Here is a 14,574-nt window from a genome sequence, read left to right as displayed (position 1 = left end):
TATGGAAGTACAAGGAAAAATTAAAGTCTTAGGAGAAACAAAAGAATTTGGAAGTAACGGGTTCAGAAAAAGAGAGATGGTGGTCACTACCGAAGAGCAGTATCCACAGCACATCTTAATTGAATTTGTTCAAGATAAAACCAACCTATTAGACAGCTATAGTGTTGGTCAAAATGTAAAAGTGGGAATCAACCTAAGAGGAAGAGAATGGGTAAGCCCACAAGGAGAAACCAAATACTTCAATTCTTTGAACGGTTGGAGAATTGAAAATGCAGAGCAGAATAATGCAGCAGGAGCTCCTCCTGTTCCACCTTCAGATCAGTTTGAACCGGTTCAGGATTTGAATGATGATGATGAGGACGATTTACCATTCTAAGTCCAATTCAATTTAAAATCATAAAGCTTCAGAGAAATTCTGAAGCTTTTTACTTTTGAAATATACAAAGCAAAGCACGTTTGTATTTCTAATTTTAGCAGTAGTTTTAATACTTTATTTTTAAATCATGTATAAACTCACGTCAGATATCATTTTTCCACATCCAAAATTCGCCGATGAAAAGGGCCTATTGGCCTTTGGTGGAGATCTTAGCTTAGAGCGGATAAAAGTTGCTTACGAAAATGGTATTTTCCCTTGGTATGAAGAAGGTCAACCTATTTTATGGTGGAGTCCAGACCCAAGAATGATTCTCTTCCCCGGAAAATTAAATGTTTCTAAATCGATGAAAAAGCTTTTTAAAGAAAAAGCCTTTAGGGTTACTTACAATGAGAATTTTGAATATATTATTAATAAATGTGCAAACATCAATAGGGAAGAACAAGATGGAACTTGGATCACCGACGCCATGATTACCAGCTATATTGGACTCCATGAGGCTGGTATAGCAAAATCTATAGAAGTCTGGCAGGATGATAAGATTGTGGGCGGTCTTTATGGCCTCTTACTGAAAGACAAGAACGTATTCTGCGGGGAAAGTATGTTTACAGAGGTGGATAATGCTTCCAAATACGGCTTTATTACTTTGGTAAAAAACATGGAAAAAAATGGTATTCGACTTATCGATTGTCAGGTGTATACCAAACATCTCGAAAGTCTTGGAGCAGAGGAAGTAAGCAGACACAACTTCTTAACCCTCTTACACGCTGAAGTTGAAAATTAAGAAATCCGAGTCCCATTTACAATTCTATGCTCTGGGGACAAAAGTGAAGTACCTACTTCAGAATCTACAGCTGCAAGGACTAAACACTCACTCATCATTGTAGCGATTTGTTTTGGAGGAAAATTGAGGACAGCAATCACTTGCTTTCCTATGAGTTCCTCTGACTCATAGAGCTCTGTAATTTGTGCCGAGGAACGTTTAATGCCAAATTCTCCAAAGTCAATTTCTAGCTTTAAAGCAGGTTTTTTGGCTTCTTTAAAATGCTCGACCTTAAGTATGGTTCCTACTCGCATTTCAACTTTTTGAAAATCAGACCAACTCAAATTGTGTTCAGAAATCTCCATCATAATATATTTTTACTATAGATTTTATCTATACTGGAATTAGACAAAAGTAACCTTCTTTTATAAAGGCGTTAACTAATAAAATTTTGATTAAGTCTTAAGTTTACAAAAAAATAGTTTAATTATGAGTCAACAAGCCTTATTAAAACCCATCAAAATGGGTGATTTGGAATTAAAAAATAGAGTTATCATGGCACCTATGACACGTAGTCGTGCCGACAATAAATACAATGCTCCAACCGACATGCACGTCAAATATTATTCACAGAGGGCAAGCGCAGGTCTTATTATAAGTGAAGGATCACAAGTATCTCCTGAAGCAGTTGGGTATGTTAATACAGCTGGAATCTATACGCCTGAACAAATAGAAGGTTGGAAAAAAGTGACCGATGCTGTCCATAAAGAAGATGGCAAAATATTTATGCAGCTTTGGCACGTGGGACGTATGTCCCATCCAGATTTCCATAATGGAGATAAACCTGTAGCGCCAAGTGCAGTGAATCCAAACGATAAATCTTATACTTACGAAGGTTTTAAGGACACTGTAGAGCCAAGAGCATTAACCACTGAAGAAGTGAAAGAAACTGTACAAGATTTTAAAAGAGCTGCAAAAAATGCGGTGGACGCTGGTTTTGATGGTGTTGAAATTCACTCCTCAAATGGTTACTTAATCCATCAGTTCTTCAATAATTCATCTAACCACAGAACAGACGAATATGGAGGTTCTAAAGAAAATAAAGCCCGTATCTTATTTGAAATCATTGAAGCTATAAAAGTATTCTTTCCAGAAAATAGAATTGGAGTGAGATTAAATCCTTCCTTGCACGGTGTTTTTGGTACCGAAGCAGACGAAGAAACTATTCCAACTTTTGAATATATTGTCGAAAAACTCAATGACTACGATCTAGCTTATTTGCATTTATCTGAACCCTTCAACGATGTAAGTGACAAGGATTTTCTAGTGACCAATATTGCAGAACACTTTAGACCTCTTTATAAAGGAAACCTGATGATTAATGCAGGATTTGATCAAGAAAGCGGCAATAAAGTAATTGAAGATGGCAAAGCCGATATGGTAGCCTATGCTAAATTATTTATCTCTAACCCAGACTTACCTATTCGTTTTGAAAAAAATGCAGAACTTCAAGATTGGGATAAAGATACCTTCTATGTGCCTGGTGAAAAAGGGTACACCGATTATCCAAAATTAGAGGAAGAAAAAGCATCTTAATTTTGTTTAATTTTTAACACTAAAAGGTTTAACAATATTTAAATTAGGGTCGATTAAACATCGACCTTTTTTTATGGCACATTTTACCAAAAAAGACATTAGTGAACTCCCGAGATTAGAACGTATGCATCTCATTAATAGCTGCGGAGGAGTGAAATCTGGCAATCTTATAGGCAGTATTTCCAAAACAGGAACTACCAACTTAGCTATTTTCAATTCGGTTATTCACCTTGGCAGTAACCCACCTATGCTTAGCTTTATGCTGCGTCCTACAACTGTAGATAGAGATACTTACAAAAATTTCAAGGATACCAAACAATTTACAGTGAACCATATTCACGAAAGCTTTGTAGACAAAGCTCACCAAACTTCAGCCAATTATGACAAGGAGGTTTCCGAGTTTAAGGAAGTTGGTTTATCCGAAGAATATATTGATGGCTTTAAAGCACCATTTGTAAAAGAATCTATCATCAAAATGGGTTGCGAGTTCATTAATGAATATGTCATCGAAGAAAATGGCTGTCGATTAATTATTGGAGAAATTCAACACCTCCTTTTCCCTAGTGAGATCCAAGAAAAAGATGGTTTATTAAATTTATCTAAAGCAAAAAGTGCGGGAATTATTGGATTGGATGGATATGTAAGCACAGAACTTATTGAACGTTTTGCTTACGCAAGACCAGGTCAAGATATTAAGGCCTTAGATTAAACATGGCACACAAGAAAACAAATTTACCCGAAAAGATCTGCCCTACTTGTGGGCTACCTTTTAGTTGGAGGAAAAAATGGGAGAAAAATTGGGATAACGTAAAATATTGTAGCGAGAAATGCAGGAGAAACAAAAAATAACGATTGTTTGGTTTAGAAACGATTTACGAACTCGAGATCAAAAGTCTCTTTACGAGGCCTGTCAAAATGAAAACGCTGTTCTTGGCGTCTATTGTTTTGATCCAAGTCATTTTGAAACGACCCGATATGGGTTTAAAAAAACTGAAAAGTACAGGGCTAAGTTCTTAATTGAAAGTGTTGATCAACTTTCAAATAACCTTCAGCACTTAAACATAAGCCTTCACGTAGCACACAAGCATCCTTCTGAAGTATTCAAACAATTATCTGAACGGTATACGATCACATCTGTTTTTCACCAAACTGAATGGACCCAAGAAGAGAAGGAAGTTGAAGCAAAAGTTAAATCAGCTCTTCCAAATACTGATTTTATAGAAAACTACAATCAATTTTTATTTCATCCAGAAGACTTGCCCTACGATAGTTTCCAAGACATTCCGGAAGTTTATACCAACTTCAGAAAAAAATGTGAAAAGGAAAGTGAGGTAAGAGCAGAAGTCCCAGCCCCTCAACCCAGACCTACCCACCAATTGGTAGAAGAGAGAAACCAAGTACCCAGTCTATCAGATTTAGGTTTGGAAGACTTTGAAACCGATCCACGATCGGCATTTCCTTTTCATGGGGGAGAAAATGAAGCTTGGAAACGTATTGAACATTATTTCTGGGACACCAAAAAGTTACAGTATTATAAAAAAACTCGTAATGGTCTTTTAGGCACAGACTATAGTTCAAAATTTTCTGCCTGGCTTGCCAATGGCAGTATCTCAGCTGTTTCCATTTACCACGAAGTCAAAGCCTTTGAGAAACAAGTGAAGAAAAACCAAGACACCTATTGGCTGATTTTTGAGTTAATCTGGCGTGATTATTTCAAATATATATCGCTTAAACACGGCAACAAAATTTTTCGACTAGGAGGCGTATTGAATAAAGATTACGATTGGGGAAATAACGAAAAGGCCAAAAGAGACTGGATGCACGGGAACACACCAGAGGATTTTGTAAATGCCAATATGATAGAAATCAGGGAAACCGGCTTTATGAGTAACCGCGGTCGCCAGAACGTGAATAGCTATTGGGCCAAAGAATGGAAACAGGATTGGCGCATTGGAGCCGCCTATTTCGAGTCTATGCTTGTAGATTATGACGTGCATAGCAATTGGGGCAACTGGATGTATAATTCTGGTGTGGGCAATGATCCACGAGATCGAAAATTTAATATTAAAAGTCAGGCCGATCGTTACGATAGTAATGGAAAATATCAACGAACATGGTTACAGGATCGTTTATTTTAGTAGCCGAGAACCTGCTATCCGCTTTATCTTGATCTCGTAGTACAAGCACTAGATATCTAGCCAAAAGCTTCATTACAGTCGCTTCTGTCCAGAAATAGTGCTAAAGCACTACTTCCATCAAGGATACCGCTTCTATCAGGGCTACGAGATTTTGTGACCTTTTCGAAGAGTTGAAATGACGTAGATAAAATTCAGAAAAAAAATGCAATGAAAAAAACCTTACGATTAATCCTTGGAGACCAACTCAACCTCAATCACTCTTGGTTTGAAAATAAATCTGATAATGTGATTTATTTCATGGCCGAGAGTCAGGAAGAAACCAGTTATGTAAAGCATCACATTCAAAAAGTGGTAGCCTTTTTTCTTTCGATGAGAAATTTCAAAAAAGACTTGGAGTCGCAAGGACATCAAGTGATTTACTTTCAAATCGATGACAAAAACAATCAACAAAGTTTATCCGATAATCTCAACAAGATTATTAAAGAGGAAGAGATAGAACATTTCGAATATCTCTACCCAGACGAATATAGGTTGGACATAAAGCTGAAAACAATTTGCAACAAGCTTAGTATTTCAAGTCAAGTTAAAGACTCAGAACATTTCTATACCCAAAGAGAGGATGTAGAAAACTTCTACAAAGGAAAGAAGGAAATGACGATGGAATACTTTTATCGGGACATGCGTAAAAAGCATGAAATCATGATGCTTAACGCTAAAAAACCAGAAGGTGGGCAATGGAATTTTGATAAAAGCAACCGTAAAAAATGGACAGGTAAACCCCCAATTCCTAAGTTTAAGGCCTTCGATAAAAATGTGGAGGACGTTTTAAAACAAATTGAGACCATGGGCATTAAGACCATGGGCAGAATCGACCAAGAGAAATTCCCATGGCCTACCTCTAGAAAGGAGTGCATAGAGGTACTCAACTACTTCTGTACCCATCTTTTGGTCCACTTCGGAGATTATGAAGATGCTTTACATACAGATGAGAAGTTTTTGTTCCATTCTCGGCTATCGTTTGCTATGAATAGTAAAATGCTTTCTCCTAAAGAGGTTATAGAAACCACTTTAGACTATTACTACGATCACAAAGAAGAGATTGACATTTCACAAATTGAAGGATTTATACGTCAAATTCTGGGATGGAGAGAGTTTATGAGAGGGGTGTATTGGCAAGAAATGCCAGGATATAAATCCAAGAACGAGTTACAAAACACCAATAAACTCCCTGACTTTTACTGGACTGGTGATACTAAAATGAATTGTTTGAAGCATGCGGTAAATCAAAGTCTAGACGATGCTTATGCACATCATATCCAACGCCTTATGATTTTAGGAAATTTTGCTTTGCTAACTATGACCGATCCAGATGAAGTGGATGCTTGGTATCTGGGAGTCTACATAGATGCCATAGAATGGGTAGAACTTACCAACACCCGAGGAATGAGTCAATTTGCAGACGGCGGAATTGTGGCCACTAAACCTTATGTGTCTAGCGGGAGTTATATCAATAAGATGGGGAATTACTGTAAGTCCTGCCAGTATTCTGTTAGTAAAAAAGAAGGTGAGGACGCGTGTCCATTTAATAATCTCTATTGGAATTTTCTTTACGAGAAACAGGAGCATTTTAAAAATAATCAACGCATGAATATGATGATGAGTCTCTTAAAAAAGATGGATAAAGAAACTTTAAACCATCATATTAGCCGGTCAAAAAAAATAATAAAAAATCCTAGCAATTTTTAATATATTTAAGAAAAATCTATACTTTTGGGGCTTAATTAAAAATCAAAACAAAATGAAAAAATCAATTTTATCTATTACGATAGCTGCTTTGCTAGGTTTAGGTGTAGTAAGCTGTAGAGAACCAAAAAGCGATGCTGAAAAAGCAGCAGACGATGTAGAAGAAGCTATGGACGATGCTGGTGATGCAGTTGAAGATGCCGCTGAAGAAACTGGTGATGCAGTTGAAGATGCCGCTGAAGAAACTGGAGAGGCTATGGAAGAAGGTGCTGAAGAAATGGAAGAAGCTACTAAAGATGAAATGTAAATCTTAGATTTATTCTAAAACTTTATAAAAAGCTTGTACAGTAAAATGTATAAGCTTTTTAAGTTATATAAGGTTGCATTTGCTCCTGTAGTGCTTTAGCCTTAAAAGCTGCCTTAATTGCAAAATCTTTTTCTCGTGAAGCGTATATAATTCCTCTAGTAGAATTAATAATCAATCCATAAGTAGAGTTTAAGCCATACTCACAAACTTCCCTTAGGCTTCCACCTTGAGCCCCTACCCCTGGAATTAATAAAAAGCTATCCGGCAAGATTTGTCTTATTTTTTTCAAATAACTAGACTTAGTGGCTCCAACAACATACATCAACTGCTTTGAATTTACCCATGTTTGAGAAGTTTTCAAAACACTCTCAAAAAGTAAAGTTCCCTTGTTTTCTAAAAATTGAAAATCTTTAGCTCCTTCATTGGATGTAAGGCCAAGCATAATAGCGTGCTTATCTCTAAATTGAAGAAAAGGTTCTATAGAATCTTTTCCCATATATGGCGCGACAGTAACAGAATCAAAATTTAAGTCCTCAAAAAAAGCTTTAGCGTACATCTTTGAGGTGTTGCCTATATCTCCCCTCTTGGCATCTGCAATGGTGAATTGCTCTGGATAATGTTCGTTAATATAATTAATTGTTTTCTGAAGTGCCTGCCAGCCCTTTAATCCATAGGCTTCATAGAAAGCTATGTTTGGCTTATACGCTATACAATACTCTTGGGTAGAATCAATAATGGCCTTATTGAATTCAAAAATAGGATCATCAAGCTCTAATAAATGCTTAGGGATTTTTTCTAAATCGACATCCAATCCCACGCAAAGCATGGATTTTTTCTTTTGAATTTGTTCAATAAGTTCTTGAAGTTGCATAATCTGTTATAGATCGTCAGAAATATTTTTGAGTTTCTCAGTATTATCAACAAATTTTAACTCACTGATAATTTTCTCTATGTCACCGTTTATGATATTATCGAGATCGTAAAGCGTGAGGTTTATCCTATGATCGGTCACTCGACTTTGTGCATAATTATAGGTTCTAATTTTAGCGCTTCGGTCACCACTAGTAACCATAGAGCCACGCTTTTCTGCATCCTCAGCTTGTTTTTTGGCCAGCTCCATTTCGTATAGTCTCGACCTTAAAACCCTGAAAGCTTTCTCTTTGTTTTTATGTTGTGACTTTTGATCTTGACATTGAGCTACAATTCCAGTAGGTTCGTGAGTAAGTCTTACTGCGGAGTAAGTGGTATTTACAGACTGCCCCCCTGGTCCAGAAGAACAGAAATAGTCTACTCTCACCTCTTTTGGATTGACCTCAATATCAAATTCTTCGGCTTCAGGAAAAACCATTACCGTTGCAGCACTTGTGTGGACACGACCTTGAGTTTCAGTTTGTGGGACACGTTGAACTCGGTGAACACCAGCTTCATATTTTAAAGTACCGTACACCTCTTCCCCTGAGACTTCAAATTGGATTTCTTTATATCCTCCATTGGTCCCTTCATTATAATCTACAACATCTACTTTCCAACCTTTATGTTCACAGTATTTGGTCAACATCCTAAAAATATCTCCTGCAAAAATACTGGCTTCATCTCCCCCTGCTCCTGCTCGCACTTCTACTACAGCATTCTTAGTATCTTCTGGATCTTTAGGGATAAGCATCATGCGTATCTTCTCTTCTAGCTTAGGCAATTCATCTTTAGCCTCGTCATATTGAAGTTTTGCCATTTCCACCATTTCAGGATCGGACTCGTTTGAAATAATATCATCGGCTTCCTTTAGGTTATCGGAGAGTTCTATGTAGACCTCACGCTCATCCATAATAGCTTTGAGTTCTTTATACTCCTTTGATAATTCTATATACCGCTTTTGATTGGACATGATATCAGGCTGAATGATCAAATCACTCACCTCGTCAAATCTTTGTTTTATAAAGTTTAATTTATCTAGCATAAGGTTTTAATGTGCCGCAAATTTAAGTTATTTGAGGGGATTTTTTTTAACACAAGCAGTCATAAATATCAATTAATCTAAGACCTTAGGTTAAAGCTGCAGGGCAATTCCTATGCCAAGCTGCTGCTTAAGTTGAATTCTAGAACCTCCGTCGATTGTAGTACCATCTGGAGCCACTTCTCTAATTTTGATATCATCGTCGTATCTAATGTGAGCACCTATGTTGGCACGCATGAAATCGTTGATTTTGAAATTAAAATTTAATTCCCAATCCACATCTATATTACCAAAGTTATTGATGTAATCTGAATAAAGACTCAGCCTACTCACAATAACAGTGCTCTCAAAAATTTTCTGCTGGAACTGATTGGTTACTAAAATACCAAACTCATTCCTAGAAGTTTTCCCCTCTCTTATAATGTTTCCATCATTATCCCTCACTGCACTTCTTACCCCAAAAGCCCCGTCATTGGCTAACCGCTGATTTAAAACAAAGGTGGATTTTTGGGTAATGGGAGACAAGTAAAGCTCAAAGCTCTCGTTGGGTTGAGCATACTTGGCTCCAACACCAAGAAAAATATACCCTGGGGCCATAAATTCTGAAATGGCAGTTTCAGTATCTGGATAATTAAAACCCCTTGAAGCTTGAGTTTTATAACTAAATGTACCTGAATAAAACCAACTAGAATTTTTAGAAATTTCATATCCAAAAGAGGAAATCAGTTCTAAATCATCTTCAGTTTTTCTTAATTCCTGACCTTCTTGCTGGTTGATACCGTATCTAAATCGAAATTGGTTATCCCATCTAAAACCCTTATTCCTATAGGTTCTTACGACATTCATTCCATACATTCCAGATATAGAATTTGTTCCTCCTGCATTCCAATTGACAAAAGCAACTTCACTGACATCTAAGGTAAATTCGTTCACTTGCTCCCAGAAACTTGTCTTACCTCTTCGAGGAACCATTTGGTTATAGGTAAATACATAGCTACCTATAACATCGAAACTAGTATTGATTAAGGGCAAAGGCCCTCTAGAAAAAAGGGGTTCACCTACAGATTCAATCTTCTGAATCTCACCAAAGGATTGACCAAAACTTTTCGAGATAACTAAGGTGAATAAGGACAGTAATAAAACTCTTTTCATTTCATTTATAAGTATTCAAAATGGCCGTATGCTGAAAAGATTGATAAAGATTTTGATTCGGAAGCTTCTACTCTTCCTACAATTTGAGCATCCACATTAAAGGACTTGGAAATATCTATGATGTCCTTCGCCATGGACTCATCAACATAAAATTCCATCCTATGCCCCATATTAAAAACTTGGTACATTTCTTTCCAGTCGGTTTGACTTTCATCTTGTATGAGCTTGAATAACGGGGGAAGTTCAAACATATTATCCTTAATAATATGAAGATTATTTATAAAATGAAGGATTTTAGTTTGTGCTCCTCCGCTACAATGTACCATTCCATCTATGGAGGCTCTACCTAATTTTTCGAACACTTTTTTTACAATAGGTGCATAGGTCCGAGTGGGAGACAAAATCATTTTACCAACATCTGGAAGATCTTCAGAAATTTTTTCGGTTAATCTTTTAGAGCCAGAGTAGATCAAGTCTTTTGGAACTTTAGGATCGAAAGACTCTGGATAAGCTTCAGATAAGTAATTAGCTAAGACATCATGCCTAGCTGAAGTAAGTCCATTACTACCCATACCACCATTATATTCCGTTTCATAAGATGCTTGTCCGCTAGAGGAAAGCCCAACAATAACATTACCCGCCTTTATATTAGCATTGTCGATTACCTCATCCCTTCTCAATCTTGCTGTTACCGTTGAATCTACAATAATTGTTCTTACTAAATCTCCAACATCTGCAGTCTCGCCTCCTGTCGTATGAATAGAAATACCATGATTCCTCAAATCTTCAACAATAGATTCAGTGCCTTTGATAATTTCAGCAATAACATCTCCAGAGATTACATTTTTATTTCTACCTATAGTTGATGAGACTAAAATGTTATCCGTAGCTCCAACACACAGCAAATCATCAACATTCATAATAAGGGCATCTTGAGCAATTCCCTTCCAAACCTTAAGGTCTCCTGTTTCCTTCCAATACAAATAAGCTAAAGATGATTTTGTACCAGCTCCATCGGCGTGCATCACCACACAATGGTCTTGGCTTCCCGCAAGATAATCTGGTATGATTTTACAAAATGACATTGGAAATAGGCCTTTGTCAATATTTTCTATAGCTTTATGAACATCTTCTTTTTGAGAAGACACTCCACGTTTGGCATATCTTGCTTGATCACTCATTTTAGGAAATTTGTTGCAAATTTATAAAAAATAAACCCAGTGTTATTAGATATCTAACACTGGGTTTAAAAAATAGTTTATCACCTCTTATTTAGTAAATAAGAGCTCTCTATATTTTGTCAATGGCCAAATTTCATCATCAACCAAAAGCTCTAACTTATCGCAATGGTAACGGATATCATCAAAATAAGGCTTCACATTATCACAGTAAGCAAAAGCCTTTTCAGTTGGATCTTCTATAGAATTGGCTTGTTTTCTTGCATTTATCATTTGGTCTACTTCTTCATTAATTTTTTCAATGTGTTCTGAAATAGCTTCAATAATATTCATCTGTTGTTTAGCTTGACCCTTAAAGTTAGACCCATAAATCTCTTTTAAACCCTTTACGTTTTCGATAAGGATATTTTGATACTTAATAGCTGTAGGTATAATGTGGTTTCTTGCAATATCCCCCAAGACCCTTCCTTCTATCTGAATGTGTTTTGAATAATCCTCGATTTCAATTTCATACCTAGCTTTGACTTCGATCTCGTTCATAATGTTTAATTCACCAAATAAATCAATAGCCTTTTTAGAGATTTTAGCTTTTAAGGCTTCAGGTGTGGTTCTATGGTTACTTAGACCTCTTTTTTCTGCTTCTTTCTCCCAAGCATCTCCATATCCATCACCCTCGAAGCGAATCTTTTTAGAAGATTTAATATACTCTCTGAGAACATTGAAAATAGCATCGTCTTTTTTCATTTTCTTATCAGAGATAAGACCATCGACTTCAACTTTAAATTCTTTCAATTGTTTAGCGACAATAGCGTTTAAAACTGTCATTGGATCAGCACAATTTGCTGTAGAACCCACAGCTCTCAATTCAAATTTATTTCCTGTAAAAGCAAAAGGAGAAGTTCTGTTTCTGTCTGTATTATCAAGAAGTATCTCTGGTATCTTTCCTACAACATTTAACTTAAGTTCTGTTTTTTCTTCTGGTGACAATTTACCATTCGTCACTTTTTCCAGTTCATCAAGGACTTTTGTAAGTTGAGAGCCTATAAAAACCGACATTACAGCAGGAGGAGCTTCATTAGCTCCTAGCCTATGATCGTTGGATGCTGAAGCTATTGTTGCTCTTATAAGTTCCTCGTTTTCATAAAATGCTTTAATTGTATTTATGAAAAAAGTGAGAAACCTCATGTTTTTCATAGGGGTTTTACCTGGACTCAATAAATTTGAACCTGAATCTGTTGCTAAAGACCAGTTATTATGTTTTCCGCTTCCGTTAACTCCCTGAAATGGTTTTTCATGGAAAAGAACTTTAAAATGATGACGTTCTGCAACTTTATCCATGACATCCATCAATAAGGAATTATGGTCTACGGCTAAGTTGACTTCTTCAAAAATAGGCGCTAATTCAAATTGATTTGGTGCTACTTCATTATGCCTTGTTTTTACAGGAATCCCTAGAAGCATACACTCTCTTTCCAAATCTCTCATATAATTGAGTACACGACTTGGAATAGATCCAAAGTAGTGATCATCCAATTGCTGGCCCTTTGCAGGAGAATGACCAAGAAGTGTTCTACCAGACATCATCAAATCTGGTCTAGTAGAAGCTAATGCAGAATCTACTAAAAAATACTCTTGCTCCCAGCCTAATGTAGTTATAACTTTATTGACTTTTTTATCGAAGTACCTTACCACATCTGTGGCTGCTTTATCTAAAGCAGAAACTGAACGCAATAAAGGTGTTTTATAATCTAAAGCTTCTCCCGTATAGGACACAAATATTGTTGGAATACATAAGGTTGGACCCCAAACAAATGCAGGAGATGAAGGATCCCAAGCAGTATATCCTCTAGCTTCAAAAGTGTTTCTAATACCTCCGTTTGGTAAACTAGAAGCATCTGGTTCTTGTTGAACTAATTGAGAACCACTAAATTTTTCCATGGCGCCACCATCTTCTGTAGTCTCAAAAAAAGCATCATGTTTTTCAGCCGTAGAACCCGTAAGTGGCTGAAACCAGTGTGTATAGTGTGTAGCTCCTTTTGAAATCGCCCACTCTTTCATACCAGCAGAAATATTTTCCGCCAGTGACCGATCAATTTTTTCTCCTTTCTCGGTAGCGTTTTTTAAACTTTCGTAGGCATCTTTAGTTAAATACTGACGCATTGCCTTTTGATTAAAGACGTTTCTACCAAACATATCTGAACGTCTCTCGTCCTCTTGAATTTTAACAGGAGTTCTATGAAGTGTTTCTTTTAATGCATTGAATCTTAGAATAGCCATAATACGTTTTTGATTTTACGCATCAAATGTAATTAATTTTCAAATACCATATCAAAAATAAGGGGGGTAATCTTTTAAACTATTTAAAACCATCAAACACCCCTATTTTTTAGGGGCGAAAGGCTAGTAAAACAAATAAAATGTAGGCTAAAAATAATATGACTCCTTTATATCTTGAGATAACTTTTTTTGGTGGTATAAAAATCAATGGAACAAGAATAAATGAAAAGCCTATCATCCAGAAAATATCATTGGTCAGGATTTCTTCGGACTGAAGAAAAATAGGTTGAATAATCGCAGTAAGCCCAATAACAGAACCAATATTGAAGATATTGGATCCAATTAGATTTCCTAATGATATACCTTTTTCCTGCTTTAAAGCAGCAATAACAGAAGCTGCAAGTTCTGGTACGCTTGTCCCTATTGCAATCATGGTCACAGAAATGACTCTTTCGCTTACTCCAAAAGATTCAGCTATGCCTACCGCGCCATCTACCAGCCATTCTGAACCAAAATAAAGTCCCGCAGCACCAATAAGCAACCATAGTGTAATTTTAAATCCAGACGTCTGCTCTAGGCTTGAATCCACTTCACTTTCGGATTTAGCGCCTTTTGTTCTGGCTTTTTTAATGAGTACCCCCAGAAAAACTAAAATAACTAGAAGAAGAGCTCCTCCTTCTAGCCTTGAAATATTCTCTCCAGTATATAAAAAGAGATACATCATTCCTGTTAAAATCATCATCACCGGCCAATTGAACTTCAAGAAGTCACTGTCGGTTTCCATAGATGAAATGATAGCCGTTAATCCCAACACCAAGCCGATGTTTGCAATATTGGAGCCAATGACATTTCCAAGGGAGATATCAGAATAGCCGGCCAATGCTGCTTGCAAACTGACCAGTAACTCTGGAGCGGATGTAGCAAAAGAAACTACAGTAAGCCCAATGATCATTTTTGAAATATTGAATCTAAAAGACAAAGCAACGGATGACCTCACTAAAAACTCACCCCCAATCACCAAAAGGATTAATCCTATTATCACTAAAAAAATGTCCATCGAAAATATTTTTAGCGAAAATAGGATTTTGTAAGATAT

Annotated in this window: 15 protein-coding genes; 8 read left to right on the top strand and 7 right to left on the bottom strand. The window is 36.5% G+C overall.

Translation table 11 applies throughout. The features are described 5' to 3' along the window. Position 1: 1 nt before the first annotated feature. Both PGOND44_RS02650 and aat read left to right on the top strand, forming a co-directional pair. Positions 2-376 carry a DUF3127 domain-containing protein gene (locus PGOND44_RS02650; protein ID WP_003436331.1) on the top strand — a complete coding sequence of 125 codons (375 nt, stop codon included), beginning with the start codon at positions 2-4 and terminating at the stop codon, positions 374-376. Positions 377-503: 127 nt separating this feature from the next. Next, positions 504-1,157: a leucyl/phenylalanyl-tRNA--protein transferase gene (aat, locus tag PGOND44_RS02645; RefSeq protein WP_003436330.1), complete on the top strand. Its 654-nt coding sequence runs from the start codon at positions 504-506 to the stop codon at positions 1,155-1,157. Here aat and PGOND44_RS02640 read toward each other — a convergent pair. Next, on the bottom strand, positions 1,154-1,501 hold the full coding sequence (locus tag PGOND44_RS02640; RefSeq protein WP_003436328.1) for a tRNA-binding protein: 348 nt from the start codon (positions 1,499-1,501) through the stop codon (positions 1,154-1,156). The genes aat and PGOND44_RS02640 overlap by 4 nt on opposite strands. A gap of 124 nt (positions 1,502-1,625) precedes the next feature. Here PGOND44_RS02640 and PGOND44_RS02635 point away from each other — a divergent pair, with 124 nt between their 5' ends. From PGOND44_RS02635 to PGOND44_RS02615, 6 genes are all read left to right on the top strand, one after another. Then, positions 1,626-2,732 carry an alkene reductase gene (locus PGOND44_RS02635; protein WP_003436326.1) on the top strand — a complete coding sequence of 369 codons (1,107 nt, stop codon included), beginning with the start codon at positions 1,626-1,628 and terminating at the stop codon, positions 2,730-2,732. Between the two features lie 73 nt (positions 2,733-2,805). Continuing rightward, on the top strand, positions 2,806-3,441 hold the full coding sequence (locus PGOND44_RS02630) for a flavin reductase family protein (RefSeq protein ID WP_003436324.1): 636 nt from the start codon (positions 2,806-2,808) through the stop codon (positions 3,439-3,441). Between the two features lie 2 nt (positions 3,442-3,443). Then, the gene (locus tag PGOND44_RS15180; RefSeq protein WP_003436321.1) at positions 3,444-3,581 is read left to right on the top strand and encodes a DUF2256 domain-containing protein; all 138 of its coding nucleotides are present in this window, start codon (positions 3,444-3,446) and stop codon (positions 3,579-3,581) included. Further along, on the top strand, positions 3,560-4,870 hold the full coding sequence (locus tag PGOND44_RS02625; protein WP_003436318.1) for a DASH family cryptochrome: 1,311 nt from the start codon (positions 3,560-3,562) through the stop codon (positions 4,868-4,870). Before PGOND44_RS15180 ends, PGOND44_RS02625 begins: the two co-directional genes overlap by 22 nt. A 207-nt stretch (positions 4,871-5,077) precedes the next feature. After that, the gene (locus tag PGOND44_RS02620) at positions 5,078-6,616 is read left to right on the top strand and encodes a cryptochrome/photolyase family protein (RefSeq protein ID WP_003436316.1); all 1,539 of its coding nucleotides are present in this window, start codon (positions 5,078-5,080) and stop codon (positions 6,614-6,616) included. A 52-nt stretch (positions 6,617-6,668) separates the two neighbouring features. Continuing rightward, entirely contained in the window at positions 6,669-6,920 is a 252-nt protein-coding gene (locus PGOND44_RS02615) for a hypothetical protein (RefSeq protein WP_003436313.1), read from the top strand. A gap of 58 nt (positions 6,921-6,978) precedes the next feature. On the opposite strand, the gene pyrF is transcribed toward PGOND44_RS02615, so the two are convergent. The 6 genes from pyrF to PGOND44_RS02585 form a co-directional block, all read right to left on the bottom strand. Further along, on the bottom strand, positions 6,979-7,791 hold the full coding sequence (gene pyrF / locus PGOND44_RS02610) for an orotidine-5'-phosphate decarboxylase (RefSeq protein ID WP_003436311.1): 813 nt from the start codon (positions 7,789-7,791) through the stop codon (positions 6,979-6,981). A gap of 6 nt (positions 7,792-7,797) precedes the next feature. Then, positions 7,798-8,874: a peptide chain release factor 1 gene (gene prfA, locus PGOND44_RS02605; RefSeq protein ID WP_003436310.1), complete on the bottom strand. Its 1,077-nt coding sequence runs from the start codon at positions 8,872-8,874 to the stop codon at positions 7,798-7,800. A 90-nt stretch (positions 8,875-8,964) separates the two neighbouring features. Continuing rightward, positions 8,965-10,023 (bottom strand): DUF3078 domain-containing protein, encoded by a 1,059-nt coding sequence (locus PGOND44_RS02600; RefSeq protein ID WP_003436309.1) that lies wholly within the window; start codon positions 10,021-10,023, stop codon positions 8,965-8,967. A gap of 5 nt (positions 10,024-10,028) precedes the next feature. Continuing rightward, a complete protein-coding gene (locus PGOND44_RS02595; protein WP_003436308.1) occupies positions 10,029-11,204 on the bottom strand; it encodes an AIR synthase related protein in 1,176 nt (391 codons plus the stop codon). An 87-nt stretch (positions 11,205-11,291) separates the two neighbouring features. Further along, positions 11,292-13,478: a glutamine synthetase III family protein gene (locus PGOND44_RS02590; protein ID WP_003436307.1), complete on the bottom strand. Its 2,187-nt coding sequence runs from the start codon at positions 13,476-13,478 to the stop codon at positions 11,292-11,294. Between the two features lie 109 nt (positions 13,479-13,587). After that, the gene (locus tag PGOND44_RS02585; protein WP_003436306.1) at positions 13,588-14,535 is read right to left on the bottom strand and encodes a calcium/sodium antiporter; all 948 of its coding nucleotides are present in this window, start codon (positions 14,533-14,535) and stop codon (positions 13,588-13,590) included. Positions 14,536-14,574: the final 39 nt, after the last annotated feature.

It is taken from the genome of Psychroflexus gondwanensis ACAM 44, assembly GCF_000355905.1.
Taxonomy (GTDB): Bacteria; Bacteroidota; Bacteroidia; order Flavobacteriales; family Flavobacteriaceae; genus Psychroflexus; species Psychroflexus gondwanensis.
This window is presented reverse-complemented; position numbering and strand designations above follow the sequence as displayed.